Genomic DNA, 24,815 nt, shown 5'->3' with positions numbered 1-24,815 from the left:
CGAGAGTCGCGGGGCGGTCGTGAGGAGTTCGGCGATGGCCGAGGTGCGCGCAATGGTGGGGGTGCTGGGTCCGGTACAACTCACCATCGACGGGACGCCCCAGCAGTTGGGCGGTCCCAAGCAGCGTGCTGTCCTGGCCTACCTGGCAATCAACGCCAACCGCCCGGTCTCGGTCGACGCCCTGGCCGCGGCGGTATGGGAGGAGACGCCACCGCCGGACGTGCGGGTCAGCCTGCACGCGATCATCTCCAATCTGCGGAAACCCTTGCGCGACGGCGGTATCGACGCCCGCACCGTGCTGCAGCACATGGGCACCGGCTATCGCATCGTGGTCGACGACGCCGCCTGCGACGTCTTCCGGTTCCGGACCCGCCGGGAGAACGGCCTGCGGGCGCTGGCCGCCGGGCGCTTCGGCCAGGCGGCCGAGTCGCTGTCCGAGGCCCTGGCGCAGTGGCGCGGGCCGGTGCTCTCGGATCTGCGCGGGCTCGGTTTCGCCGACGCCTACGCGGTCGCCCTCGACGACGAGCGGATCGGTGTCATCGAGGCCCGCGCCGAAGCCGATATCGCGCAGGGCCGCGCCGAGGCGGTGATCGCGGAGCTGGCGCTGCTGGTGCGCGAGCATCCGCTGCGGGAATCGCTGTGGGAGCAGCTGATCACCGCGCTGTACATGGCCGGGCGGCAGTCCGACGCGCTCGAAGCCGCCCGCCGGGTGCGTTCCACCCTGGCCGAGGAACTCGGCATCGACCCGGGTCACCGGCTGCGCGAACTGGAAGCGCGCATGCTGCGCCAGGACCCGTTGAGCGTGCGCTCGGTGGGCGCGGCCTCGGCCACCCGGGCCACCACCATCGTCGATCGGAGCTGGCACGAGCCGCAGGCCATCCTCAAGGACCGGGACGGCAACGTGTACCCGATCGCGGGGACGGCCACGCGGATCGGGCGGCTGTCCGACAACGACATCGCGCTGCCGGACGGCCGGGTCAGCCGCCATCACGCGCTGATCGTCGACAACGGCATGACCTACGTCCTGAAGGATCTGGCCTCCTCGAACGGCGTCTACGTCGATGGCGCCCGGGTGGTCGACAGCATGATCCTGGCCGACGGTGCGCGGGTGCGGATCGGGGACACCGAGCTGGTGTTCACCCTGGTGCGCGCCGGGAAGCGGGATTGACAGCGCGAATGAACTGAAACGGGTTCTAGACATATCGCAGCATTTGTCTTACCGTCGGTTCATGAGTTCAGTGTCGTCTCATCCGGTCAGCTTCATACCCCGGTCCGGGGATTCCTGGCGCGACCCCTGGTCCATGTACTCCGCACTGCGCGAACATGATCCGGTGCACCGCGCGGTGCCCGAGGGTCGCGAATCGGACGACTACTACGTGCTCTCCCGGCACGCGGACACCTACGCCGCCGCGCGCGACCCCGAAACCTTCTCCTCGGCTTCCGGGCTCACCGTCGACTACGTGGATCTGTCCACCACCCCCGTGGGCATGGTCCGCCCGTTCGTCTTCATGGATCCGCCGGACCACACCGAGTTCCGCCGCCGGGTCTCCCCGGGATTCACGCCGCGACAGGTGAACTCGGTGGAGCCCGCCGTCCGGCGCTTCGTGGTCGAGCGCATCGAGCGGCTGCGCGAAGCGGGGGAGGGCGACATCGTCGCCGATCTGTTCAAACCGCTGCCCACCATGGTCGTCGCGCACTACCTCGGCGTCCCCGAGGCCGATCGCGCCAAGTTCGACGAATGGACCTTCGCCATCGTGGGCGGGGCGATCTCGGCCGGGGACATCTCCGCCATGAGCGCGGGCGTGATGACCGCGGTCGGCGAAATGATGGCCTATTTCACCGAATTGATCGCCCGTCGCCGCGTGGAACCCGGCGACGACACCATCTCGCACATGCTCGCCTCCGGTCTGGGCGAGGAGGGCGACACCGCCGGGCTGCTGTCGATGCTCGGCTTCGCCTTCACCATGATCACCGGCGGAAACGACACCACCACCGGCAATCTCGGCGGCGCCGCGCAATTGCTGACCAGCTTCCCGGACCAGCGGCGGCTGCTCATCGAGAACCCCGCGCTCATTCCGGGTGCGGTGGAAGAGTTCCTGCGCATGACCTCGCCGGTACAGGGACTGGCCCGCACCGCGACGCGCGACGTGGAACTGCACGGCACCGTCATCCCCGAGGGCCGCCGGGTGCTGCTGCTGTACGGGTCCGCCAACCGGGACGAGCGGGAATTCGGGCCCACCGCGGGCGAACTCGACGTGCGCCGCAATCCCAAGCGCATCATGACCTTCAGTCACGGCAACCACCACTGCCTCGGTGCGGCGGCCGCGCGCATGCAGGCCCGCATCGCGCTGGAGGAACTGCTGGCCCGCTGCCCGGACTTCACCGTCGATCTGGACAAGGTCACCTGGTCCAACGGGAATTACGTGCGCTGGCCGATGAGTGTGCCGTTCCGCGCGGTCGCCTGATCCGGCCGGGCCGCACCCGCGAGCACCGGCGCGCGAGCAGCCGCGCGGGTAGTCTCGGCGCGATCGACGAATAGCTGGGGAGAGATCTGAAGTGAGCGGTCAGGCGTGGCGGCGGCTGCGGAGTACAACCGAGGAGCGCGGCACGCGAGCGGCGGGTGAGCGGGCATGAGCCGGGACTGGCTGTCCGACGATCGCGCCGACCTGGCGGCCGAACGCATACTCGACGCCGCCGCCGCGCTCTTCGCCGAGCGCGGCGTCACCGCGGTCGGGATGGGCGACATCGCCAAGGCGGCCGGCTGTTCGCGCGCCACGCTGTACCGCTACTTCGACAATCGGCACGCGGTGCGGCTGGCTTTCGTGCATCGCGAAACCCGCCGTATCGCCGCGCGAGTCGTGCATCAGGTGCGCGACATCGGCGATCCGACGGACCGCATCATCACCGCCATGCTGGGCGCGGTGACCGAGGTGCGCGCCGACCCGATGCTCATCGCCTGGTTCCGCGCCGGGGAGTCCGGCCCGGCCGGGCGCATCAGCCAGGACTCCGACGTCATCGAATCCATCGCGGCCGGACTGTTCACCTCGAACGGGCTCAGCGACCCCGAACGCGGCAGGCTGGCCCGCTGGCTGACCCGGATCATCGTCTCGCTGCTGTCCTCACCCGGCCGCGACGCGGACGACGAGCGGGCGATGCTGGAGGAGTTCGTTGCGCCGGTCGTCGAGCGGGTGCTGACCTGACCCGCGGCTGCTGATTCGAACCGCGGGGCGGCGTCCCGAATCGCGGTCGCCGACTCACCCGCGGGGCGGTGACCTCGATCGCGGACGAAGGTTCGGACCGCCCACGGTGATTCGAGCCCGGTCGGCGTGGCCGTCTCCCCGTGCGGTTTCCGCCGGTCGGCGTGCCCGCGTGCCGTGGCGAATCTCCGCGCCGGTGTCATATGCCGGACGTGCCGGGCGCTACAGTCTGGAGCGTGTCTGCTCCAGAATCGCTCGTCGAGGTCCGTACCCGTATCGATGCCCTCGACGGTGAATTGATTCGACTGCTGGCCGATCGGCAGGAACTCGTGCGCGCCGCGGCCGGCTTCAAGAAGGACGAGCAGGCCGTGCGCGCCCCGGACCGCGTGGAGCAGGTCGTGCAGCTGGCCCGCGGCCGCGCGGTCGCCGCCGGACTCGAACCCGCTGTGGCGGAGGCGGTCTGGCGCGCGATGATCGGCGCGTTCATCCGCCTCGAGCTGGACGCCCACGCAGCCCAGCGGTAGAGCGCGGCTCGTCCGACCCGCGCCATATCCGTTGTGGCGTCCGAGATTTCGTGCCTGGCCAACCGGACGTGACTGCTCCCGGGGACGTACCCGGCCCCGGGGACGTGCCCGGCGCTGCGGACGTGTCTGGCCCGGGGGCGTGTCCGGCGCTGCGGACCTGCCCGGCCCTGTGGACGCGCCCTGCGCTCGCAGGCGCGTCCGGTCACTCGGACGAGGTCGTCAGGCCGCCAGCGGGTTTCAGGCGGTTGCCCGGTATCCGCTGCGGCCGTAGATCCGTTCGGCGAGCATGCCCGCCAGGTCGCGTACCGCCTCACGTGCCTGCGGCATCGGCAGTGCGTGGAACACGTGCCACAGCCCTCGATACTCGCTATGCCGCAGGGGCGCACCGGTTTTCGCCGCCCGATCGGCGAAGCGGCGCGCATCGCCGGCGAGGGGGTCATCGGTTGCCGAATGCAGCACGATCGGCGGCAGGCCGGTGATGTCGCGGTACGCGGGGGAGATCTCGCGCCGCCGCTCCTGGGTTACGCCCGGGAGATAGGCGTCGGTGAACTGCGCGATCACCTCCGGGGAGAGCAGGGGTTCGCGGGACGGGTCGCAGTCGAAGGCGGCGGACCCGTCGCTGAAATCCAGTACCGGGCAGATCGCGCCCAGCACCGCGGGGGCGGGCAGCTGCGCGTCGCGCACCCGGAGGCCGACCTCGATGGTGAGATCGCCACCCGCCGAATCACCCGCCACCGCAATGCGTTCGGCGGGAATACCGCGCTCCAGCAGCGCCCGGTAGGCCGCGACCGCGTCGTCTATCGCGGCCGGGTACACGTGCTCGGGCGCGAGGCGATAGTCCAGCGCGTACACGGTGGTGCCCATGGTGGCGGCGAGCAGCCCGGTGATCGGGCGCAGCATCTGCGGGGTGCCCATGGTGAAGCCGCCGCCGTGCAGGTACAGCACCGCCGCATCGGCCGGAGCCCCCGCGGGTGTGAGAATCTCGGCGGGGCGGCCCCCCAGCTCGCCGGCGGTGACTCGCACCCCGCGCGGTGCGCGCGCGAATCGCGTGCCCGCGGCCTCCCGGCGGCGGACCCGGTCCCAGTCGGGAGCGGCGTCGAACCACCAGCGGCCGATCAGGCGGGACGTCGAGCGCAGCAGCGCGGTTCGTACGGTCGAATTCGGCACGGCGCTCTCACTTCTCGCTCGGGACCGGCGGCCCCAGTTCGTAATCGACGGGGTCCGGCGCGCTGCGAATGAGCTTCTCATAGGCGGACGGGCTCCACGGCCAGAGCTCCGGCAGCCCATCCTTGCCCAGGTACCAGCTCTGACAGCCGGTGGTCCACACGGTGTCGGGCGCGGCCGCCCGCATCCGGGCGTTGAACCTGTCGGTGGCCGCCGCGGTCGGCGCGACGGTCGTGAATTCGCCTGCGCGCCAACGGCACAACCAGCTCACGATGCGCGCCGCCTGCGCCTCGGCGACGGCGGTGAGCGGATGGTTGGCGAAGGGGCTGTGCGGTCCGATGAGCATGAACAGATTCGGGAAGCCCGGCAGCATGACGCCCTCGAAAGCGCGCGGACCCGCGGCCCAGGCCGCGTCCAGGGTGCGGCCGGCCGTGCCGGTGACGGTCATCGGCCGCATGTAGGCGTGTGAGTCGAAACCCGTTGCCAGCACGAGGACGTCGAGTTCGTGCAGCGTCCCGTCGGCGGTGACCACCCCGGAATCTTGGACGTGGTCGATGCTTTCGGTCACCAGTTCCACGTCCGGCCGCTGCACGACCTCGTAGAACCGATCCGAGACCACCAGGCGTTTGCACATGGCCTGATAGTCGGGGGTGAGCTTGGCGCGCAACGTCTCGTCGCGGACGGTGCGCAGATTGCGCAGCACCACCCACTGAATGAGCCGGCGCACTCGCCCCGGGTGGGTCAGTCCCCGCGAAAAAATCCCGAAGACAGCGCGATTCATCCGGTACGCGAGGCCGCCGAGGCGGGGAAAGCGCCGGTACACCCCTTTGGTCAGGTCGGAGTAGGCGCGATTGACGGTCGGCAGAATCCACTGCGGCGTGCGCTGGAACATCACCACGCGAGCGACCCGGCCCGCCAGCTCGCTCACCAATTGTGTTCCGGTGGAGCCGGTTCCGATCACCCCGACGCGCCTTCCGGTCAGGTCCACCCCGTGATCCCAGCGTGCGGAGTGCACGAGCACCCCCGCGAAGTCGTCCAGACCGGCGATGTCGGGCCGCCGGGGCCGGTGCAGGAAGCCCGTCGCGCACAGCACGAAATCGAAGCGTTCCACCGCGCCGCCGGAGGTGGTCAGGGTCCACCCGTCGTCGGCGAACTCCGCGGCGGTCACCTCGGCGCCGAAGATCGTGTGCTCGTGCAGCCCGTGTGCCCGGGCCGTCGCGGCGAGGTAGTCCCTGATCTCCGATCCCGCCGAATACAGCCTCGACCAGTCCGGATTCATCGCGAAGGTGAATTGGTAGTACCGCGAGGGCACATCGCAGGTGAGGCCCGGATAGGTGTTCGCGTGCCAGGTCCCGCCGTACCCGGCGGCCTTCTCGTAGATCGTGAAGTGCCGGAAACCATTGCGCCGCAGGGCGACCCCCATGCAGATACCGGAGATTCCGGCGCCGATGACGGCTATGCGCGGTTCGTTCATGGGTGGGCAGCCTAGATTCGCCTCCCGGGGGCCGGGAGGATTTCCGGAATATCGGTAGACATTCTGTCATTCGTTAGACGCGGTGTATAGCGAATGCTACCGTGTGCGCCGGATCACAAGCTCGAACCAAGGAAGTCAGAATGCGAGCACTGCAGTGGACCGGCCCCGAGAAGGTCGCGATCAATGACATCCCGGTCCCCGACATCGGGCCCAACGACCTGCTGCTGAAGGTCGGCGCGGCGGGTGTGTGCCATTCGGATCTGACCCTGGTCAACTTCCCGTACCGCATACGCGAGGACCCGCTCACCCTCGGCCACGAGATCGCCGGGACCATCGAGGCCGTCGGATCCGAGGTGCGGGGCCGCGATATCGGTGAACGCGGTCTGGTGTACCTGTTCTGGACCTGCGGCGTCTGCCGCGAGTGCATGAGCGGGAACGAGAACGTCTGCGCCGCCGCCGGGCGCGTGGCCATGCCGCCGTGCCCGGGTCTGAGTATCGAGGGCGGCATGGCCGAGTACGTGCGGATCCCGGCCACCTCGTTCGTGCCCATCGGCGACCTGGACTTCCTGCAGGCCGCGCCCATCGCGGACGCGGCGCTGACCACCTACCACTCCATTCGCGGTGCGCGCGAAGCGCTTCGGCCCGGCGGCACCGCCGTGGCCATCGGCATCGGCGGGCTCGGGCACGTGGCGCTGCAGATTCTGGACGCCATCGCCGGTGTGCGGGTCATCGCCGTGGACGTCGCGCCCGAGAAGCTGGAACTCGCGGCCGCCTGCGGCGCGGATATCGGACTGATCGCCGGGCCGGACACCGCGAAGGAGATCCTGGAGCTCACCGGTGGCCGCGGCGCGGAGGCGGTCTTCGACTTCGTCGGCGTGAACGCCACCGCCAAGCTGTCCGTGGAGACCGTGGCCCCCAACGGGGCCTATCGCATGGTCGGCATCGGCGACGGCATCCCCGAGATCAACGCCGGACCGGCCGGCGGGCCCGGCCTGCCCTGGGGCGCCTCGGTCCGGAAGTCGCTGGGCGGCACCCGCTCCGACCTGTACGACTGCGTCGGCCTGGCGCAGGCGGGCAAGCTGCGCATCGAGGTCGAGCGCTTCGATCTGGTGGACGGCCCGGATGCCCTGCAGCGCCTGGACCAGGGTCACATCCGCGGGCGCGCGGTCCTGGTGCCCTGACCGCCGGGCCTCAGCCGTCGATCTCGGTGAGGAACTCCCCGACGCGGGTCGCGATGCGATCGGGGAACTCGCCGTTGATGGCGTGGGATGCCTCCGGCCACACCTCGATCCGCGCGGCGGGCAACAACTTTCGCGCCCGAGCCGCGATGCGGTTCGCCCGGTGCACGATGCTGCGCCCGGCGAAGATGCCGAGGAACGGCTTCCCGAGGGCCGAAAGCTGCTGCCGATCGGGCTTTTTCGTCATGGGCAGGAAGGCCGCGAAATCGCGCATGCCCGAGGCGATGAGCCTGCCCTCCGGCGAATCCCGCGGCGTGCGCGCGCCGCCGGAGATCCAGCTCAACAGGGTGTCCCGCCAGGACTCGGGCATGCCGGGCAGGACCGAGCCCAGCGACACCACGATCATCTTCGGGCTGACGCCGCCGAAGACGAAGGGCGAGTCCAGGATCGCCAGCGAGGCCACCCGATCCGGATGGTGCACCGCGAGATTCACCGCCGACCAGCCGCCGATCGACACCCCGAGCAGATGAACCGGGCCGGGTTCCAGCGCGAGCAGGGCCGCGGCCAGCCAGTCGGCCTGTTCCCGGCCGTCGGCGATGGGCGCGCTCTGCACGCTCGCGCCCGGTTCGCCCAGCAGATCGATGGTGATCACGGGCCGCCCGAGCGCGAGCAGACCCGGCAGATTCGACACCCACAGCGGGGTCGCGGACTGCCGCCCCGGCAGCAGCACCAGGGGCGTGCCGGACCCGGATCCGAAACGGTAGGCCCGCACCGTGCCCCGGTCGGTGGGCACGTCCACCGTCTCCTTCGGCGCGGGCAGCAGCTCGAAACCCGCCCCGTAGGCGTCGCGGTAGCGTGCGTACCCGGCCGCGTCGCGGAAGTATCCGACGCGCTCGCCCTTCCATTTCGGGCCCACATTGTGTTCGGGGAACTCGACGATGCTCACCGGTCCAGCATCCCCGTCCAATCCGCGGCTATCAACGAGCACCGGTCCGGGCCGGGTGCGCCGAGCGAGCCGGCCCGCCGATGCCCGGTCGAATTCCTAGTCGAAACGGGCGATCCGCCGTGCCAGCCAGCCGCGCGTCTCCGTGTCCCGGGTGTGCGTGAGCAGTCGCTGCCGGGCGGCGGGCGACAGCGCCATCAGCAGGCCGTCCACCCGATGCCGGGTATGCCAGCCGATGACGTAGCGGACCGCGCCCGCGAGCGCCCGCTGATCGGCCCGCTCCACCGCGCGAGCGAAATCGCGCGGCGTCTCGCAATCGAGGAACTGGGCCGGAATACCCTCGTGCACCGGATAACCCGAGTAGGCGCCGGTGCCCGCGGAATACCAGGTGAGCAGCCGCAGCACACGCGCGACGGCGTCCGGATGCGCGGCGCACAGCAGTTCCCACATCTCGGCGAGCTGGGACCCGGGGAGGCGCCCGCCGGTGCGCGAGGTGTCCAGGAACAGCGGGGTGTACACCTCGAGGGGTTCGGGAACGGCCGCCGCCCATAGTCGTTCGACGCGTTCGGCCTCGGCGGCACGGCGTTCGGCGGCGCGGAACTCACGCAGCGGGCCGGTGACCCCGCGCACCGCGAGCCACTCCAGCGACAGCTCGCCCGCGGCGAGTACCGCGTCCTCGCGCCAGCCCTCCCAGCGCACCGAGTACCCGTGGTGCAGGGTGACCCGGGTCAGGGCCGCGTCCCGGTCGTCCAGGAAGTCCAGGGCCACGTCACCCCAGCACATGCACACGAATCCGGGGAGATCGGCGATGCGCAGCGCCGTGCGCAGTGCCCGCACCGCAACCGGATCGCGCTCGGTCAGCAGCGGCGTGGAATCGCCCCGCATCTCGTGAACCCTGACCCCGCGCGCGTTTACGAGCACCCGATCCAGGGCATCACGATCACCTCTGGCGGACTCGTCCCCGAACGACATACCCCACCCTAAGTGAGTCCGCCCATCGTGGCCCCGGCCTCGTTCAGCACGCAATCGGGTGAATGTTGTCCGTCTGGTTGCTGAACTGGTTCGTACCAGTTGGTGATACGGTGCGATGTGACGCCGACAACTCAGGTCTCGCCCCGAGGCCGAGCGCAGCACCGGGGCAGGACCAGGGTTTCTGTCTGCCGGTTGCATGCGATGGCAAGAGAACAGGCACGAGTGCGAACCGCGTGGTGACCGCTCGCTGCTGAACTGCATTGTTGCCGAGAAGCCAGACATAGGAGACACAGTGGCGATATCGGACCCCCAGCGGGATGGGACCGGACCCGCCTCCGGACGCCGGAGCGCGCTGTGGCGCACCAAGTCCGTCGAGCAGTCCATTCGCGACACCGACGAGCCCGACGCCAAACTCCGCAAGGATCTGACCTCCTGGGACCTCACGGTCTTCGGCGTCGCGGTCGTGGTCGGCGCCGGCATCTTCACCCTGACCGCGCGCACCGCCGGCAACTACGCCGGACCCGCGGTCTCGCTGGCCTTCGTGTTCGCCGCCATCGCCTGCGGTCTGGCCGCGCTCTGCTACGCCGAGTTCGCCTCCACCGTGCCGGTCGCGGGCAGCGCCTACACCTTCTCCTACGCCACCTTCGGCGAACTCGTCGCCTGGACCATCGGCTGGGACCTCATCCTCGAATTCGCCCTGGGCACAGCCGTTGTCGCCAAGGGCTGGTCGCAGTACCTCGGCGTGGTCATGGGCGGGCACAGCCCGGTGCTGAACCTGGGCGCGATCGACATCGGCGGCTGGCACTGGGACGTCACATTCGACTGGGGCGCCGTCCTGCTCATCGCCGTGCTGGCCGTGCTGCTGGCCATGGGCACCAAGCTCTCCTCGCGCGTTTCGGCCGTCGCGGTCGCCATCAAGCTCGCGGTCATCGCGCTGGTCGTCGTGGTCGGCGCTACCTACTTCAAGGTCGACAACCTGAAACCGTTCGTCCCGGAGTCGCAGCCGGTCGAGGGCGGCGCCGAGGGAACGCTGCACCAGTCGCTGTTCTCACTGGTCACCGGCGGCGGGCACACCACCTACGGCTGGTACGGCCTGCTCGCCGCGGCCAGCATCGTGTTCTTCGCCTTCATCGGATTCGACGTCGTCGCCACCGCGGCCGAGGAGACCAAGAATCCGCAGCGCAACGTGCCGCGCGGCATCCTGGGCTCGCTGGCCATCGTGACCGTGCTGTACGTCGCGGTGTCGCTGGTGCTGACGGGCATGGTGTCCTACAAGGATCTGCAGGGCGACGACGCGACCCTGGCCACCGCCTTCGCGATCAACGGCGTCACCTGGGCCAAGAACATCATCTCCATCGGCGCGCTCGCCGGACTGACCACCGTGGTCATGGTCCTGTTCCTGGGGCAGACCCGGGTGCTGTTCGCCATGGCCCGCGACGGTCTGATGCCTCGCAAGCTGGCTCAGACCGGGGCCAAGGGCACGCCCGTCCGCATCACCTACATCGTCGGCGCGATCTGCGCGCTGCTTGCCGGTTTCGTGGACTTCGGCACGCTCGAGGAAATGGTCAACATCGGCACGCTCTTCGCCTTCGTGCTGGTGTCGATCGGCGTGATCGTGCTGCGCCGCACCCGCCCGGATCTCGAGCGGGGCTTCAAGGTGCCGTTGGTGCCGTTCGTGCCGATCCTGTCGGTCATCGCGTGCGCGTGGCTCATGTTCAACCTGTCGGTCGAGACCTGGCTGCGCTTCCTGGTCTGGATGGCGCTCGGCTTCGTCGTCTATTACCTGTACGGCCGCAAACACTCGCTGCTGCGCGCCACGCCGGAGTGACCGGGGCGGGGTAGCTGGTCGGCTGCTCGAGTTCGGTTCGGGTGGTGTGTCGTCCCGGCGGCAACCTGTGGCTCGAGGTGTAATTGCACCTATTAGTGAGAGTTGCGCCACAGGTTTCGCCATCAGCACCACCTCAGCATTCGAGAGGAACCGATCGTGAGCATGCTCCTCGCCGCCGTGCACGACACGTACACGACAGTCGTCGCGCAGATCGGCAATCCGACACCGGAGACCCCGCCGGTGGCGGACAAGCTGATGAAATTGGTCCGCTACTTCACCTGGTTCACCATGCTGTCCGGCGTCACCGCCATCACCTACGGCGGCGGCCGCTTCGCCTGGGAGAAGTGGAGCGGAGGCGGTCTCGAATCGCCGAAGATGGTGGCGGGAGCCATGATCGGCGGCGCCACCGCCACCAGTGCCGGAACGATCATGAATACGGTCATCGGCAGCTGACGCCGACCGCAGTGAACCACCAGCAAAGGGTGCGCCGGAAAGCCGGTGCACCCTTTGCTATTTCAGTAGCTCGATGATCGCCGCTACTTCTGGCCCAGCATCGTGCGCATCTGATCGATCTCCGTCTGCTGGCCGGTCACGATCGCCTTGGCCATCGCCTTCGCGTCGGGGTTCACCCCGTCGGTGAGCTCGGCGTTGGCCATGGTGATCGCGCCCTCGTGATGCTCGATCATCATGCGCATCCACATGCGGTCGAACTCGACGCCCGTCAGCCCCTGCAGCTCGGTCATCTGCGCCTCGGTCATCATGCCGCTCATGCCGCCGTGACCGGCGTGCCCGCCCGCGGTGGCGCTGGGCGCGCCCTTGCCGAAGGCCGTCAGCAGCGCGGTGATCTGCTGCATCTCCGGCGTCTGGGCCTGCTCGACGCTCGCGGCGAGCGCGATCAACTCCGGATTCTGCGACCGCGACGGCACCATGGCCGCCATGTCCACGGCCTGCGCGTGATGCGGGTACATCATCTGCAGGAAGCTGACATCGTCCTCGTCGAAATCGGTGCGGGTCGCGGCCGGCGCCGAGGTGAGGGTGGTCGCGGTGGAACTCGCCGCGGTGACCTGCGAGTCGTCATCGCTGCCGCAACCGGCGGTGACCAGGGCGATCACGGCGGCGCCGGCGATCATGACGGACGTGGTGCGGGTGGCACTGAACATGGCTGTACTCCTTGGGAATCAGCTCGAAATCTGGAAAAGGGCATGCGAGAACCCGGCTCCGCGTGCGGGATACGCGGCGGCGGGGGCGCCCATCAGATCCGCAGGATCGCCAAATCGGCCAGGGTGGGGACCGTCCACGGGGGTGGGCGGGCGTGCTGCGCGCGGGCTTGGCGCGGTGTTTCGCGGATGCCGCCGGGGCGGGTCAGGCCGACCCAGGCCAGCAGGGCCAGGCCGAGGCCGAGCAGTAGCGCGGTCAGGACGAAGACGCAGCCGTGCAGACCGGCGTGCCCGCTGCCGCAATCGCCGCCGCAATCGGGCACGTCGATCGCGGGTGCGGTGCCCTGGGCGTGGAAGAGACCGGCTGTCGAATCCGACGGGCGCGAGACATCGGTGCCGGTCGGGTGCGCGAGTTGCGGGTGATGCGCGGCATCCGCGCCGACCGGGTGCGCGAGTTGCGCGTGCGGCGAGGCATCTGCGCCGGCCGGGCTCGCGGCGTGCGGCTGGTCCATCGGCCCGAGCCGGTCCGGTGACAGGGTGTGATCGGCGGTCGTGCCGTGTACGGCCGAGTGGCTCGCGGACCCGGCGTGATCGGGGGTCGCGGCGTGGCCAGTACCGATGACCAGCGCGTGCATGATCGCGATTCCGGCCAGCAGGGTGAACAGGCCGAACGCCCGGGCGAGCCGGGTAGCGTGCGACCGTTCATCCATCACGCGGCCATTCTATGTGGTCAGGACCGCGCGCGGATCGATACCCCCCGCTGGTATTGCGTCGCGTGGCGCGCCCGGGTGCCGGCGACCCGGGCTTCGGCGGTGCGGGCGGGTAGCCTGACGCCGTGTCACAGCGCGAACTGGTCATCCTCGGAACGGCCAGCCAAGTACCGACCAAGCAGCGCAACCACAATGGCTATCTGCTGCGCTGGGATGGCGAGGGGCTGCTGTTCGACCCGGGGGAGGGCACGCAGCGGCAGATGATCTACGCCGGGGTGTCGGCCACCGACATCACGCGAATCGGCATCACGCACTTCCACGGCGATCACAGCCTGGGCCTGGCCGGGGTGGTGCAGCGGATCAGCCTGGATCGGGTACCGCATCCGGTGGACGTGTACTACCCGGGCTCGGGTGAGGAGTACTTCCAGCGACTGTGTAATTCCACGGCGTATCACCAGACCGCCGAACTGCGGCCGCATCCCATCGCCGAGGACGGTGAACTACCGGCGCACGCCGCGCCTTTCGCGCTGCGCACCGCGAAACTGTCGCATCCGGTCGAGGCCTTCGGCTATCGCCTCACCGAAGCGGACGGACGGCGCATCGTGCCGGATCGGCTGCGCGAACTCGGGATCTCCGGGCCGGTGGTCGGCAGATTGCAGCGCGACGGCGAGGTCGTGCTGGACGGGCGGCGCATCACCCTCGAGGACGTGAGCGAACTGCGCCGCGGGCAGAGCTTCGCCTTCATCATGGACACCCGGCTCTGCGACGGGGTGCACGATCTCGCGGCCGGGGTGGACATGCTGGTCATCGAAGCCACCTTCACCGATTCCGACACCCATCTCGCCACCGAGTTCGGGCATCTCACCGCGGGGCAGGCGGGGGAGGTCGCGGCCAAGGCCGGGGCCCGCACGCTGGTGCTCACCCATTTCTCGCAGCGGTATCGCACCCTCGACGATCATCTGAGCGAGGCGCGGGAGCGGTTCGACGGGGAGATCGTGGTGGCGGCGGATCTGATGCGAATCCCGGTGCCGCATCGGTTGTGAGCGGTGCCGTGCCGCAGCGGTGCGGCGGGCATGATGGGGGCCATGGATGCGCACGAGGAACTCATCGCTCTTGCCGACCGCTACTGGGACGCCGCGCTGGAGGCCGCGCCCAGTGAGGCAACACTGCTGGGGGACAGGCGATTCGACGATCGCATCGAGGATCTGTCCGAGGCCGCCGAACAGCGGCTGCTGAGCACCTGGCGTTCGCTGCTCACCGCGGTCGACGCGCTGGATCCCGAGCGCCTGGACGATCAGGACCGGGTGACCCGCGGCCTGCTGCGCAATGAATTGATCACCGCCGCAGAACATCTGGAGTGGCGGCCACTCGAACTCGCCTCCGATCAGATGTCGGGCGTGCACGCCGGCCTGCTCACCATGGCGCCGCAGCTCAACGCGCCCGAGCCCGAGAACGCCGCGAATCTGGTGCTGCGGTACCGGCAGTTCGGCGGGTTCCTGGCCCAGGCGGTCGAGCGATTCCGGGCCGGGCTGGACGCCGGGCGCACCCCGGCGCGCATCACCATCGAACGCTCGCTCAACCAGCTCGACGGCTACCTGGCCAGCGACATCGCCGTCGATCCCTTCGTCACCTTCGCCGGCCCCGCGGACTGGGCGGGCGAATCCGCCTGGCGCGCCGACCTGGCCGAGGTGACCCGCGAGGTGATCCGGCCGGCCTTCGGCGCCTATCGCGACGCCTTGGCCGGGGAGTTGCTGCCCGCCGCGCGCCCGGACGAACAGCCCGGCCTGTGCTGGCTCGGCGCGGACGGCGCCGACATCTACCGCCGCCTGCTGCGTCAGCACACCACGCTGCCCGACCTGGGGGCCGAAGAGATCCATCAGCTCGGGCTCGACGAACTCGACGGGCTGCGCGCGGAGTACGCCGAGGTCGGCTCGCGCCTGTTCGGAATCTCCGGGCTCACCGAGGTTTTCACCAGGCTGCGCGAGGATTCGTCGCTGCGCTACGCCGACGGCGAAGAGATCATGGTCGACGCCCGCGCCTGCCTGGCGGCCGCGCAGGCCGAAATGGGCAACTGGTTCGGCCGCCTGCCCCGCCGGTCCTGCGACATCCTGCCGGTTCCCGATTTCCTGGCCGCCGACGCGCCCCCGGCCTACTACTTCCCGCCCGCCGCGGACGGCTCCCGGCCCGGCGCGTACTACGTGAACCAGCATGATCCCAAGGGCCGCAACCGCTTCGAAACCGCGTCGGTCGCCTACCACGAGGCGATTCCCGGCCACCACCTGCAGCTCACCATCGCCAACGAGCTCGATCAGCTGCCGCGCTTCCAGCGAATGTCCTTCTCCAACACCGCCTTCGTCGAGGGCTGGGCGCTGTACACCGAACGCCTGGCCGATGAAATGGGCCTCTACCCCGACGATCTCACCCGCATCGGCATGCTCGCCGCCGACTCCTGGCGCTCGTGCCGCCTGGTGGTCGACACCGGCCTGCACGCCAAGGGCTGGACCCGTCAGCAGGCCATCGACTTCATGGTCGCCAACGCCCCCGTCGGCGTGGAGGAGATCCGCACCGAGGTCGACCGCTACATCGCGATGCCCGGCCAGGCCGTGGCCTACAAGGTCGGCCAGCTGGAGATCCGCCGCTTGCGCGCCGCCACCGAACAACGCCAGGGTCCCGCCTTCGACATCAAGACCTTCCACGACCGCGTCCTCGGCTCCGGCTCGGTAAGCCTCCCCGTGCTCCGCGACCTGGTCTCGACCCTCTGACGCTCCGTCCCCGCACGATATCCGCCGGGCGGCCGAGGCACGGAGCGGCCCGTGCAACGTCCGGACGGCAGTAGCGGCGTTCCCCAACGGCGAACGCCCGCTCGGCATCCGGCTTGCCCGCGTTGCCGGGCTCGCGTGCGGTGCCGCCGGTTCGAGGGCTCGGGCGGGCCTTGATTGGTCCCGGACACCTCGGTCCGGGCCCGTTCTTCTTGGAGCGCCCGGCGCAACCTGCCCTCGCGCCTGCGGTCCGAGCCGTACGAACGCCGCGTGCGTGGCAAGCACCAGGCGGGGCCTCGCATCGTTCGGACCAGGGTCGAGGGCGAGGGCTCGGGCGGACTCGAATTGGTCGAGGGCACAGCGGGTCCGGGGGCGGTCGTCCTCGATTCTTCGGCGGGCGGGCTCGGCGTTGCGCGACCCGGTGACGGTTCTGCGTGGGCGGGCTGTTCCACAGGGTGGAAAACGGGTGGTCTCGTGGCCGTGGGGGCGGGCAGGATGCGACTCGTCGACGAGCCGGGCGTGCCGACCTGCCGGAGCGTGCGGTTCGTTTCGTGTGCGTGGGTTGCGCTTGTGGTCGCCCAGCCGTGCGTTCGTTCACCTCCCGCCGGTTCATTCCGGGAAACCGGAATAGCGGGTGGGGCGGGGTGTTCGACTCAGGTGGTGAGTTGGGCTAACGAAAGGGGTTGTCGGTGACGGCTACCGGGTTGAAGTCGTCGATCGGGTTGCGTTCGGAGCGGGGGCCGATCCTGGCGGCCATCATGCTGGCCACCTCGCTGGTGGCGCTGGACTCGACGATCATCGCGACCGCGGTGCTCACCATCACCGATCAACTCGGCGGCTTCTCGCAGTTCCCGTGGCTGTTCTCGATCTATCTGCTGGCGCAGGCGGTGACCGTGCCGATCTACGGCAAACTCGCCGACATGCTGGGCCGGAAGCCCGTCATGCTCTTCGGCATCGCGGTCTTCGCACTCGGCTCGCTGCTGTGCGGGCTGGCCACCTCCATGCTCGGGCTCATCATCTTCCGCGCGGTGCAGGGCATCGGCGCGGGCGCGGTCGGGCCGATGTCCATCACCATCGCGGGCGACCTCTACACCCTGGCCGAGCGCGCCAAGGTCCAGGCGTACCTGGCCAGCGTGTGGGCGATGTCCTCGGTGCTCGGCCCGCTGCTGGGCGGCGTCTTCTCCGAATACATCAGCTGGCGCTGGATCTTCCTGGTCAATCTGCCGCTCGCCGCGGTGGCCGGCTGGATGATCCTGCGCAAGTTCACCGAGGTCGCGCCCCGGCGCAGCCACCGCATCGACTACGCGGGCGCGGGGCTGCTCACCCTCGGCGCCGGCGCGCTGATCCTCGCCCTGCTCGAGGGCGGGCAGGCGTGGGCCTGGAATTCGCCGGTCAGCCTGGCGCTGTTCATCGGCGGCGCGCTCGTGTTGGTCCTGTTCGGCCTGGTGGAGCGGCGCGCGGCGAATCCGATTCTGCCGCTGTGGGTGCTGACCCGCCGGGTGCTGGTGGCCAGCAGCCTGGTGTCGCTGCTCGTCGGTGCGATCCTGCTGGGCTTGACCTCGTACGTGCCGACCTTCGCCCAGGGCGTCCTAGGCACCGGCGCACTGGTGGCGGGCCTGACCGTGGGCGCGCTCACGCTGGGCTGGCCGCTCATGGCCTCGCAGGCGGGAAAGATCTACCTGCGCATCGGATTCCGCAGAACCGCCGTCATCGGCAGCTCGCTCGCCGCGATCGGCGCCGCCAGTCTGCTGCTCGTCGACTCCGATTCCGGGCTACTGCGCGTGGCGCTGGGCTGCTTCGTCGTCGGCATGGGAATGGGCCTGGTCGCGAGCCCCACCCTCATCGCCGCGCAGGCCAGCGCCGAATGGTCCGAACGCGGCGTGGTCACCTCCACCAACATGTTCGCCCGTTCGCTCGGCAGCGCGCTGGGCGTGGCGCTGTTCGGCGCGCTGGTGAACGCGCGCATCGGTGAGACGGATCATCCGGCGCCGGAGGTGCTTTCACCCGCCATCCACGTGGTCTTCATCGGCGTCGCGGTCATGGCGGTGGTCATGGTCGGGGCGGCGGCGATGATGCCGAGCCGCACGATCGAGGTCGCGGCCGGGGCCACGCCCGAGCCGACCGCGCACTGAACCGCCGACCGGATCGCCGACACGCCACCCGCGCGAACTCCGCCACACCGTGGCACGGCCGACGAGTCATCGGCGCGCGAAGCACGGGCAACCCGGCGAATCGCTCGGCCCGATGACGAGATTCGAGCCAATTGGGACGGGTCGGCAATGATCTAGCACACTGTAGGCGTGGTTGAGGTCGAGGATGTATTGAGCCGATTGCGGCGGTATCCCGATGTAGAGGCGGTGAATCTCTACGCGGTCGATGCCGCCGATCGATTGCTGCTCGACGAGGCGGCCGAATTCCTCGCCGCCGCAGGCGATGATCGCGTCGCGGTGATCGACGACGGTTACGGCGCCCTGACCCTGGGCGCCATCGCCGCGCACGATCTACACGGCGTGCGGGTCCACCAGGACCTGCTCACCGGCGAACTCGCCCTGGCCGGCAACGCCCGGCTCGTCGGATTCGCCGACCGCTACAGATCGCACGAGCTAGGTGAGCGGTTGCTCGCCGATGTCCGGGTGGTGCTGTGGCGGCTGCCGCGCGCCCTGGCCGGTCTCGCCGAAACCGCCGATGCCATCGCCCGTTTCGCCGCGCCCGACGTCCGGGTCTACGCAGGCGGCCGGGACAAGTACCTCACCCCGGCCATGAACGACGTCCTGGCCGAGTCCTTCGGCTCGGTCCAGGCCAGCCGGGGCAGGCAGAAGTCGCGGGTGCTGCTCGCCACGGAGCCGAAAGCCATCGGCGAACCCCGCTTCCCGATCCGCAATCGGCTCGAGGAGCACGATCTGGAGGTCGTCGCGCACGGGGCCGCCTTCTCGGGTTCGCGCCTGGACATCGGCACCCGCTTCCTGCTCGACCATCTGCGGCGGATGAAGCCCGATGCCCGCGAAGCCGTCGATCTCGGTTGCGGCACCGGCATTCTCGCGGTCGCGCTGGCCAAGGCCCGCCCCGGCATCCGGGTCACGGCCACCGATCAGTCCGCGGCGGCCATCGCCTCCACCCGCGAAACCGCCGCGGCGAACGAGGTCGCGGACCGCATTCGGGTGCTGCGCGACGACGCCATGTCCGGGCTGCCGGACAACAGCGCCGATCTGGTGCTGTGCAATCCGCCGTTCCACGTCGGCGCGGCCGTGCACACCGGGTCGGCGATCAAGATGTTCCAGCAGGCGGGTCGGGTCCTGCGGCCCGGTGGAGAGCTGTGGACCGTGTACAACACCCATCTCAACTACCGCGGCGTCATGGAACGCATGGTCGGCAAGACCGATGTCATCGGCCGCAATCGCAAGTTCACCGTGACCCGTTCGGTGCGCGGCCTGCACGGGTAGCGGGCGTGCCGGGCCACCGCCCGGCACGCCGAACCAACCGATGAGCACAATGTGGTCATGGGCCGAATCGATCTCCGTATCTTCACCGAACCGCAGCAGGGCGCGAGCTACGACACCCTCCTGAGCGTGGCCAAGGCCACCGAGGATCTCGGCTACGACGCCTTCTTCCGCTCCGACCACTACCTCGCGATGGGCGACGCCGACGGCTTGCCCGGACCCACCGACGCCTGGATCACCCTCGCGGGCCTGGCCCGGGAAACCCGGCGCATCCGGCTGGGCACCCTGGTCACCGCCGCCACCTTCCGGCATCCGGGTGTGCTGGCCATCCAGGTCGCCCAGGTCGACGCCATGTCCGGCGGCCGGGTCGAATTCGGCCTGGGCGCAGGCTGGTACGAGGCCGAGCACGCCGCCTACGGCATCCCCTTCCCCGCCGACAAGTTCCCGCGCTACGAAGAGCAACTGGCCGTGATCACCGGCCTGTGGAACACCCCCGCCGGCGAGAAGTTCTCCTTCGCGGGCGAGCACTACACCCTTACCGACTCCCCGGCGCTGCCCAAACCCGCGCAGGACCGGATCCCCGTCGTCATCGGCGGCATGGGCGCCAAACGCACCCCGCGCATCGCCGCCCGCTACGCCGCCGAGTTCAACGCGCCCTTCCAGTCCGCGCAGGCCAGCGCGGAACAGTTCGAACGAGTCCGCCGCGCCGCCAAGGACATCGGCCGCGATCCCGCCGAGATCACCTTCTCCAACGCCCTGATCGCCTGCGTCGGAACCTCCGACGCCGAGATCGCTCGCCGCGCCGCCGCCATCGGCCGCGAGGTGGACGAGCTGAAGGAGAACGGCCTGGCCGGCACTCCCGACGAGGTCGTCGAGAAGATCTCCGCCTATGCCGCGACCGCGGGCACCTCCCGGATCTACCTCCAGATCCTGGACCTGCAGGACCTCGACCACCTCGAGCTCATCGCCACCCGGGTGATGAGTCAGCTGGGCTAGAACGCCGCAGGGGAGGCGCGAGACGGTAAAGCTCGGGTAAAGTCCGACTGGTCTGATTCGGGGTTGTTGGGAACCTATCCCGTCCCCGGATCGTTGGACTCGGTAGTTACGAGGCCACGGGGACCGTGAGCCACGACTCCAGAAAGGGAAGCGCCTTGCGCACCACCTCGAACCCGGTTTTCAAGAACCTGTCGCCGCAGCAGCAGCAAGGCGGCGGTTACGCGGGCTTCGGCTCGGCTGCCGCTGGAGCCGGACAGTTCGCCAACCAGCAGTACGGCCAGCAGCCGCCGCAGTACCCGGGCTACGGGTACCAGCAGCCGCCGGTGCCCGCCACCCGGCCGATGACCATCGACGATGTCGTCACCAAGACCGGCATCACGCTCGGCGTCGTCAGCATCTCGGCGATCATCGCCTACGCGCTGGTGCACGCCAACAACGCGCTGGCGGCCCCGCTCGCGATCGTCGGCGCCCTGGTGGGCCTGGTGCTCGTGCTGGTCGCCTCCTTCGGCCGTAAGCAGGACAACCCGGCAATCGTGCTGTCCTACGCGGCTTTCGAGGGTCTGTTCCTCGGCTCGCTGTCGTTCATGTTCACGAACGTCTCCTTCGGCGGCGCGGGCGGTTCCGCGCTGATCGCGCAGGCCGTGCTCGGCACCTTCGGCGTGTTCTTCGGCATGCTCGTGGTCTACAAGACCGGCGCGATCCGGGTGACCCCGCGCTTCACCCGCATGATCGTCGGCGCCCTCATCGGCGTCGTCGTCCTCATGCTCGGCAACCTGATCGCCTCGTTCTTCATGGACGGCGGCCTGGGCCTGCGTGACGGTGGCCCCATCGCCATCGTGTTCAGCCTGGTCTGCATCGCGATCGCGGCCTTCAGCTTCCTGCTGGACTTCGACGCGGCCGATCAGCTCATCCGCGCCAACGCTCCGGCGAAGGCTGCCTGGGGCGTCGCGCTCGGCCTGACCGTCACCCTGGTGTGGCTGTACATCGAGATCCTGCGCCTGCTGTCGTACTTCAACAACGACTAGTAGATCGCTGATACGCCGACAGGGCGGGCACCGGAATTCGGTGCCCGCCCTGTCGTTTTCGCATGTGTGCTCACCCCGCGGCGGGCCCGAGGATGTCGGTCGCGACATGGTCTGCACCACACCCGTCGGCGATCACCGCCACACCCACCGAGTTCTCGGTGCGCAGCGCGACAATCGCCTGGTAGGCGGGGGAGTCGTACCACGCCTGTGCCGCTTGGTAATCGGGGAACTCGACGACCACGACGTAGCTGTCGGCCGGCCCCTCCACCGCCCGCTGCTCTCCACCGTGGACGATGAACCTTCCCCCGAACTCGGTGAACGTGGCGTCGATCCGCTTCAGATACTCGACGATGCCGGCGTTCACATCGACATCGTGCAGATGGGCAACGGCGTAAGCGGGCATGATGCCTCCTTATGGGATGCGTGCTCTCCCCAGCCTTCTCGCCCCGTGACGGCTAGTCGATTCCCAGATAGGGAATGAGAAACAAAACAGCCGCGCGACCTGACGGTCGCGCGGCTGCGCTGTGCAGAAGTGAGGGGGGGGGGGGGGGGCGCGCCCCCGTCCGGCCGTCATGGTCAGGACAGGCGCACGTCCGCGGTCGCCAGCCCGAAGATCTTGCGTCCCGCGGACTTCGCGACGATCACGATGACCGCCGACCTGGTCTCCGGGTCGAGCGACTTGACCCGCCCCGTGAATTCGACGGTGCCCGCCGAACCCGCCTCGATGACCGTGTAATTCGACAGCCGGACCCCGTACCGGGTCATCGCGCCGGGATCGCCTAGCCAGCCGGTCACGAACCCCGCGCCCAGGCCCATGGTGAGCATGCCGTGCGCGATCACGTCGGGCAGTCCCGCGAGGGTGGCGACGCCGTCGTGCCAGTGGATGGGGTTCACGTCGCCGGAGACGCCCGCGTAGTTCACCAGATCGCCGCGGGTCAGGCGCACGGTCCGCGCGGGTAGCTCGTCGCCGACGCCGACCTCGTCGAAGCGCAGGGTGGTGCGCGGCTCACGGGTGCGCGAGACATCCGACAGCCCGGCAACGTTTTCCGGGGGCGGGGCGATCCCGTCGTCGCCGGTGACGCCGCCGGCCCGGGACGCGGTGTCGAGCCCGGTCATGATCACCCGGTCGATGGTGTCGCTGACGTCGGTGTTGACGTCCTCACCGGTCAGCCCGACCACGGTGGTGTGCATGACCTGGGCGATGTCGCCGCTCTGATCGAGGAACGTATTGGTGATGGTGAGCAGATCCTTGCCCGCGATGCGGCGCACCGAGGACAGTTCGACGTCGCTGATCAACCGGTCGCCGGCGAGCACCGGCCGGTGCATCTCGAACACCTGATCCGTCTGCACGACCACGTCGTAGCCGTTCATGAGGGTGTCGAGCAGCCTGCGATTGGCCAGCATCGCGGTGGTCGAGATGAAGGTGGTCGGCGCGATCAGCCCGGTGTATCCGAGTTCGGCCGCGGCGGCGTCGCTCCAGTGCGCGGGATTGAAATCCTGCACCGCGCGGGCGTACTCGCGGATCTTCTCCCGCCCGACCTCGTAAAAGTCCTCGACCCGGTAGCGATGTCCCACCAGACCGGCGACGTCGAACGCTGCTTCCACCAAACTCCTCCTCCATCAGGATTGCTACTCACCCGTAACCGGAATCGCCCCAACCGGATTCGCGAGTGAAAACCCACCTTCTCACACAGCGTCCCGGCGGCGACGCGATCCGGGGCATTGCTCGAGTCGAATGGCTGTGACCTGGCGTTTCATTTCTCGAGCCCGGCGAATTCGGCGCGCGCGCGGGCCGTGCGAGGTCCTGAGATCAACGCCCGAAACCGGACTGTGTACAACTGACCCGAAGAACATCCGCGTTCGAGGACGCCAGCGCACCTACCGGAGGGATGATCGTGGCACGGAAAGTGGTCGTCAACATCATTGATGACTTCGACGGCGAATCAACGGCCGACGAGGCCGTCCTATTCTCGCTCGACGGCATCGACTACGAGATAGACCTGTCGAGTGAGAACGCGGCGGCCCTGCGCGAGGTGTACGCGCCGTGGATCGCCAGCGCACGCAAGATCCGCGGCACCACCCGCCGCACCAAGGCCACCGCCACCCCGGCACGTTCGTCGGCGGATCGGCAGGAGAGCACCGCGGCCCGTGAATGGGCTCGCGCCCAGGGCCTGCCGATCTCCAGCCGCGGCCGCATTCCGGTCGAGGTGCTGGAGTCGTATCGGGCCGTCGCGAGTTGAGACAGCCGGCGTGGTGACCCCCGGCCACGGCTGTGCCGGGGGTCCTGCGCGAAAAATCGATGGCGAGCGCTGATTCGCCATTGCTACGGTTGCCGCCGCGCCCGATCGGGCGCGTCCGCGATCGTCGGTTGGAGGAGTGATCTATGACCCGGCCCGCGCCGAGTAGCGCCTCGGAGTGTTGCTTCGGTACGACATATCGCTGCCCGCACCACATCTGCCGGTAGTCACCGGCGTCAGGCGCGCTCGGCCTGCTTCCTGCCAGCATTTCGGCTCACGGCAAGGAGTATCCGAGTTGTCGGACAACATCTCTCGTTCCAGCGGCGCCCACCCGGCGCTGCGTACCTCCACCTTCCTCTGCATGCGCTGCGGGCTCACCGTGACCCTGCTCGGTCCCGGCGGCGAACGGCGCAATCACTGCCCCAGCTGCCTGCATTCGCGCCACACCCTCGATCAGGCCGAGGGCGGCGGTTCCGATTGTCAGGGCCGCATGTCACCGCTGTCGATCGCGGTGTCGCGCACCGGCGAATGGGCACTGGTGCATCGCTGCACCCGCTGCCGCGAACTGGCGTTGCACCCGGTCTGCGGCGACGACAACCAGTTGATACTCATGCGACTGGCCGTCCGCCCGCTGGCCGAGCCACCGTTCCCCCTCGAAGTGTTCGGCGAGCTGTAGGCGCCGGCCATGCCACGCAGGAATACCGCGGCTCCAGGCCGCAGACAACGCGAGAAATCCGTATTGCACGGCCGCGGCGGCGAATTCGGCGACGCGTTCCGCTGCGTCGGCTGCCGCCTCGACGTACCGATCGCGGCGGCAGGTACCGCCCATCGCAACCACTGCCCGCACTGTCTGAGCAGTCGGCACGTGGACCGGATGCCGGGGGACCGGGCCGCGTCGTGTGGCGGCCGGATGCGCGCGGTCGGCCTGACCGTGCGTGCGAACGGCGAATGGTCGCTGGTGCACCAGTGCCTGGCGTGCGGAACGCTCAAGCTGAACCGCACGGCGGGCGACGACAACGCCCGGGCGCTGATGCGAATAGCCCTGCGCCCCTTGGCCGATCCCGGCCTGGGAGTCAGGGCGCTGCGGTCGCTGTGAGGGAGGTGCCGCCCTATCGGAAGATCACAAGTCTGAACTCCATTCACAAACACATAAATCTCGTTATTTATATTATTCTTTATAATATATTGGTGGTTGGGTGTGTGTGTGGGGTGGT

Annotated in this window: 24 protein-coding genes; 16 read left to right on the top strand and 8 right to left on the bottom strand. The window is 69.2% G+C overall.

Annotated features, from left to right (window positions below; genetic code table 11):
- The first annotated feature begins 34 nt into the window (after positions 1 to 34).
- The 4 genes from ABZ319_RS27545 (at position 35) to ABZ319_RS27530 (ending at position 3,721) form a co-directional block, all read left to right on the top strand.
- Positions 35 to 1,168: a BTAD domain-containing putative transcriptional regulator gene (locus ABZ319_RS27545; protein ID WP_354989392.1), complete on the top strand. Its 1,134-nt coding sequence runs from the start codon at positions 35 to 37 to the stop codon at positions 1,166 to 1,168.
- A 61-nt stretch (positions 1,169 to 1,229) separates the two neighbouring features.
- Entirely contained in the window at positions 1,230 to 2,465 is a 1,236-nt protein-coding gene (locus ABZ319_RS27540) for a cytochrome P450 (protein ID WP_354989391.1), read from the top strand.
- Between the two features lie 165 nt (positions 2,466 to 2,630).
- On the top strand, positions 2,631 to 3,200 hold the full coding sequence (locus tag ABZ319_RS27535) for a helix-turn-helix domain-containing protein (protein ID WP_354989390.1): 570 nt from the start codon (positions 2,631 to 2,633) through the stop codon (positions 3,198 to 3,200).
- Positions 3,201 to 3,433: 233 nt separating this feature from the next.
- A complete protein-coding gene (locus ABZ319_RS27530; protein ID WP_354989389.1) occupies positions 3,434 to 3,721 on the top strand; it encodes a chorismate mutase in 288 nt (95 codons plus the stop codon).
- A gap of 237 nt (positions 3,722 to 3,958) precedes the next feature.
- On the opposite strand, the gene ABZ319_RS27525 is transcribed toward ABZ319_RS27530, so the two are convergent.
- Together ABZ319_RS27525 and ABZ319_RS27520 are read right to left on the bottom strand one after the other, a co-directional pair.
- On the bottom strand, positions 3,959 to 4,888 hold the full coding sequence (locus ABZ319_RS27525; protein ID WP_354989388.1) for an alpha/beta hydrolase: 930 nt from the start codon (positions 4,886 to 4,888) through the stop codon (positions 3,959 to 3,961).
- A gap of 7 nt (positions 4,889 to 4,895) precedes the next feature.
- Complete coding sequence (locus tag ABZ319_RS27520) at positions 4,896 to 6,359, bottom strand: NAD(P)/FAD-dependent oxidoreductase (RefSeq protein WP_354989387.1); 1,464 nt, start codon at positions 6,357 to 6,359, stop codon at positions 4,896 to 4,898.
- A 140-nt stretch (positions 6,360 to 6,499) separates the two neighbouring features.
- On the opposite strand from ABZ319_RS27520, the gene ABZ319_RS27515 reads away from it, so the two are divergent.
- Positions 6,500 to 7,540, top strand: coding sequence for an NAD(P)-dependent alcohol dehydrogenase (locus tag ABZ319_RS27515; protein ID WP_354989386.1), 1,041 nt, complete (start codon positions 6,500 to 6,502; stop codon positions 7,538 to 7,540).
- Between the two features lie 10 nt (positions 7,541 to 7,550).
- On the opposite strand, the gene ABZ319_RS27510 is transcribed toward ABZ319_RS27515, so the two are convergent.
- On the bottom strand, positions 7,551 to 8,483 hold the full coding sequence (locus ABZ319_RS27510; RefSeq protein ID WP_354989385.1) for an alpha/beta hydrolase: 933 nt from the start codon (positions 8,481 to 8,483) through the stop codon (positions 7,551 to 7,553).
- Positions 8,484 to 8,579: 96 nt separating this feature from the next.
- Positions 8,580 to 9,365: a hypothetical protein gene (locus ABZ319_RS27505; RefSeq protein WP_354989384.1), complete on the bottom strand. Its 786-nt coding sequence runs from the start codon at positions 9,363 to 9,365 to the stop codon at positions 8,580 to 8,582.
- A gap of 385 nt (positions 9,366 to 9,750) precedes the next feature.
- Between ABZ319_RS27505 and ABZ319_RS27500 the strand changes: the two genes are divergently transcribed.
- Positions 9,751 to 11,280, top strand: coding sequence for an amino acid permease (locus ABZ319_RS27500; protein ID WP_354989409.1), 1,530 nt, complete (start codon positions 9,751 to 9,753; stop codon positions 11,278 to 11,280).
- A gap of 162 nt (positions 11,281 to 11,442) precedes the next feature.
- A complete protein-coding gene (locus ABZ319_RS27495; RefSeq protein ID WP_354989408.1) occupies positions 11,443 to 11,733 on the top strand; it encodes a hypothetical protein in 291 nt (96 codons plus the stop codon).
- Between the two features lie 83 nt (positions 11,734 to 11,816).
- Here the strand turns inward: ABZ319_RS27495 and ABZ319_RS27490 are convergent, their stop codons facing one another.
- Together ABZ319_RS27490 and ABZ319_RS27485 are read right to left on the bottom strand one after the other, a co-directional pair.
- Positions 11,817 to 12,440, bottom strand: coding sequence for a DUF305 domain-containing protein (locus ABZ319_RS27490; RefSeq protein ID WP_354989383.1), 624 nt, complete (start codon positions 12,438 to 12,440; stop codon positions 11,817 to 11,819).
- 92 nt (positions 12,441 to 12,532) lie between these two features.
- A complete protein-coding gene (locus ABZ319_RS27485) occupies positions 12,533 to 13,150 on the bottom strand; it encodes a hypothetical protein (protein ID WP_354989382.1) in 618 nt (205 codons plus the stop codon).
- A gap of 122 nt (positions 13,151 to 13,272) precedes the next feature.
- On the opposite strand from ABZ319_RS27485, the gene ABZ319_RS27480 reads away from it, so the two are divergent.
- The 6 genes from ABZ319_RS27480 (at position 13,273) to ABZ319_RS27455 (ending at position 21,364) form a co-directional block, all read left to right on the top strand.
- Positions 13,273 to 14,190: a ribonuclease Z gene (locus ABZ319_RS27480; protein WP_354989381.1), complete on the top strand. Its 918-nt coding sequence runs from the start codon at positions 13,273 to 13,275 to the stop codon at positions 14,188 to 14,190.
- Between the two features lie 42 nt (positions 14,191 to 14,232).
- Positions 14,233 to 15,909, top strand: a complete 1,677-nt coding sequence (locus tag ABZ319_RS27475) for a DUF885 domain-containing protein (RefSeq protein ID WP_354989380.1) — start codon at positions 14,233 to 14,235, stop codon at positions 15,907 to 15,909.
- Positions 15,910 to 16,595: 686 nt separating this feature from the next.
- On the top strand, positions 16,596 to 18,038 hold the full coding sequence (locus ABZ319_RS27470; RefSeq protein WP_354989379.1) for an MDR family MFS transporter: 1,443 nt from the start codon (positions 16,596 to 16,598) through the stop codon (positions 18,036 to 18,038).
- 168 nt (positions 18,039 to 18,206) lie between these two features.
- Positions 18,207 to 19,346, top strand: a complete 1,140-nt coding sequence (locus ABZ319_RS27465) for a methyltransferase (protein WP_354989378.1) — start codon at positions 18,207 to 18,209, stop codon at positions 19,344 to 19,346.
- A gap of 66 nt (positions 19,347 to 19,412) precedes the next feature.
- Positions 19,413 to 20,339 carry an LLM class F420-dependent oxidoreductase gene (locus ABZ319_RS27460; RefSeq protein ID WP_354989407.1) on the top strand — a complete coding sequence of 309 codons (927 nt, stop codon included), beginning with the start codon at positions 19,413 to 19,415 and terminating at the stop codon, positions 20,337 to 20,339.
- 155 nt (positions 20,340 to 20,494) lie between these two features.
- Complete coding sequence (locus ABZ319_RS27455) at positions 20,495 to 21,364, top strand: Bax inhibitor-1/YccA family protein (protein ID WP_354989377.1); 870 nt, start codon at positions 20,495 to 20,497, stop codon at positions 21,362 to 21,364.
- Positions 21,365 to 21,434: 70 nt separating this feature from the next.
- Here the strand turns inward: ABZ319_RS27455 and ABZ319_RS27450 are convergent, their stop codons facing one another.
- Positions 21,435 to 21,767 carry a DUF1330 domain-containing protein gene (locus ABZ319_RS27450; protein ID WP_354989376.1) on the bottom strand — a complete coding sequence of 111 codons (333 nt, stop codon included), beginning with the start codon at positions 21,765 to 21,767 and terminating at the stop codon, positions 21,435 to 21,437.
- A 173-nt stretch (positions 21,768 to 21,940) separates the two neighbouring features.
- A complete protein-coding gene (locus tag ABZ319_RS27445; RefSeq protein ID WP_354989375.1) occupies positions 21,941 to 22,972 on the bottom strand; it encodes a fused (3R)-hydroxyacyl-ACP dehydratase subunits HadA/HadB in 1,032 nt (343 codons plus the stop codon).
- Positions 22,973 to 23,259: 287 nt separating this feature from the next.
- On the opposite strand from ABZ319_RS27445, the gene ABZ319_RS27440 reads away from it, so the two are divergent.
- The 3 genes from ABZ319_RS27440 (at position 23,260) to ABZ319_RS27430 (ending at position 24,697) form a co-directional block, all read left to right on the top strand.
- Positions 23,260 to 23,604 (top strand): Lsr2 family protein, encoded by a 345-nt coding sequence (locus ABZ319_RS27440; RefSeq protein WP_354989374.1) that lies wholly within the window; start codon positions 23,260 to 23,262, stop codon positions 23,602 to 23,604.
- 292 nt (positions 23,605 to 23,896) lie between these two features.
- On the top strand, positions 23,897 to 24,277 hold the full coding sequence (locus ABZ319_RS27435) for an RNHCP domain-containing protein (protein ID WP_354989373.1): 381 nt from the start codon (positions 23,897 to 23,899) through the stop codon (positions 24,275 to 24,277).
- A gap of 9 nt (positions 24,278 to 24,286) precedes the next feature.
- Positions 24,287 to 24,697 (top strand): RNHCP domain-containing protein, encoded by a 411-nt coding sequence (locus ABZ319_RS27430; RefSeq protein WP_354989372.1) that lies wholly within the window; start codon positions 24,287 to 24,289, stop codon positions 24,695 to 24,697.
- The last annotated feature ends 118 nt before the right edge of the window (positions 24,698 to 24,815 follow it).

It is taken from the genome of Nocardia sp. NPDC005978, from assembly GCF_040614455.1.
In the GTDB taxonomy this organism is placed as follows: Bacteria; Actinomycetota; Actinomycetes; order Mycobacteriales; family Mycobacteriaceae; genus Nocardia.
This window is presented reverse-complemented; position numbering and strand designations above follow the sequence as displayed.

What these genes read in the sequence shown, in the direction of transcription:
- ABZ319_RS27545 (WP_354989392.1), top strand. Translation starts at nt 35, where the DNA reads ATGGCCGAGGTGCGCGCAATGGTGGGGGTGCTGGGTCCGGTACAACTC.
- ABZ319_RS27475 (WP_354989380.1), top strand. Translation starts at nt 14,233, where the DNA reads ATGGATGCGCACGAGGAACTCATCGCTCTTGCCGACCGCTACTGGGAC.
- ABZ319_RS27520 (WP_354989387.1), bottom strand. Translation starts at nt 6,359, where the DNA reads ATGAACGAACCGCGCATAGCCGTCATCGGCGCCGGAATCTCCGGTATC.
- ABZ319_RS27450 (WP_354989376.1), bottom strand. Translation starts at nt 21,767, where the DNA reads ATGCCCGCTTACGCCGTTGCCCATCTGCACGATGTCGATGTGAACGCC.
- ABZ319_RS27515 (WP_354989386.1), top strand. Translation starts at nt 6,500, where the DNA reads ATGCGAGCACTGCAGTGGACCGGCCCCGAGAAGGTCGCGATCAATGAC.
- ABZ319_RS27430 (WP_354989372.1), top strand. Translation starts at nt 24,287, where the DNA reads ATGCCACGCAGGAATACCGCGGCTCCAGGCCGCAGACAACGCGAGAAA.
- ABZ319_RS27490 (WP_354989383.1), bottom strand. Translation starts at nt 12,440, where the DNA reads ATGTTCAGTGCCACCCGCACCACGTCCGTCATGATCGCCGGCGCCGCC.
- ABZ319_RS27535 (WP_354989390.1), top strand. Translation starts at nt 2,631, where the DNA reads ATGAGCCGGGACTGGCTGTCCGACGATCGCGCCGACCTGGCGGCCGAA.
- ABZ319_RS27540 (WP_354989391.1), top strand. Translation starts at nt 1,230, where the DNA reads ATGAGTTCAGTGTCGTCTCATCCGGTCAGCTTCATACCCCGGTCCGGG.
- ABZ319_RS27505 (WP_354989384.1), bottom strand. Translation starts at nt 9,365, where the DNA reads ATGCGGGGCGATTCCACGCCGCTGCTGACCGAGCGCGATCCGGTTGCG.
- ABZ319_RS27495 (WP_354989408.1), top strand. Translation starts at nt 11,443, where the DNA reads ATGCTCCTCGCCGCCGTGCACGACACGTACACGACAGTCGTCGCGCAG.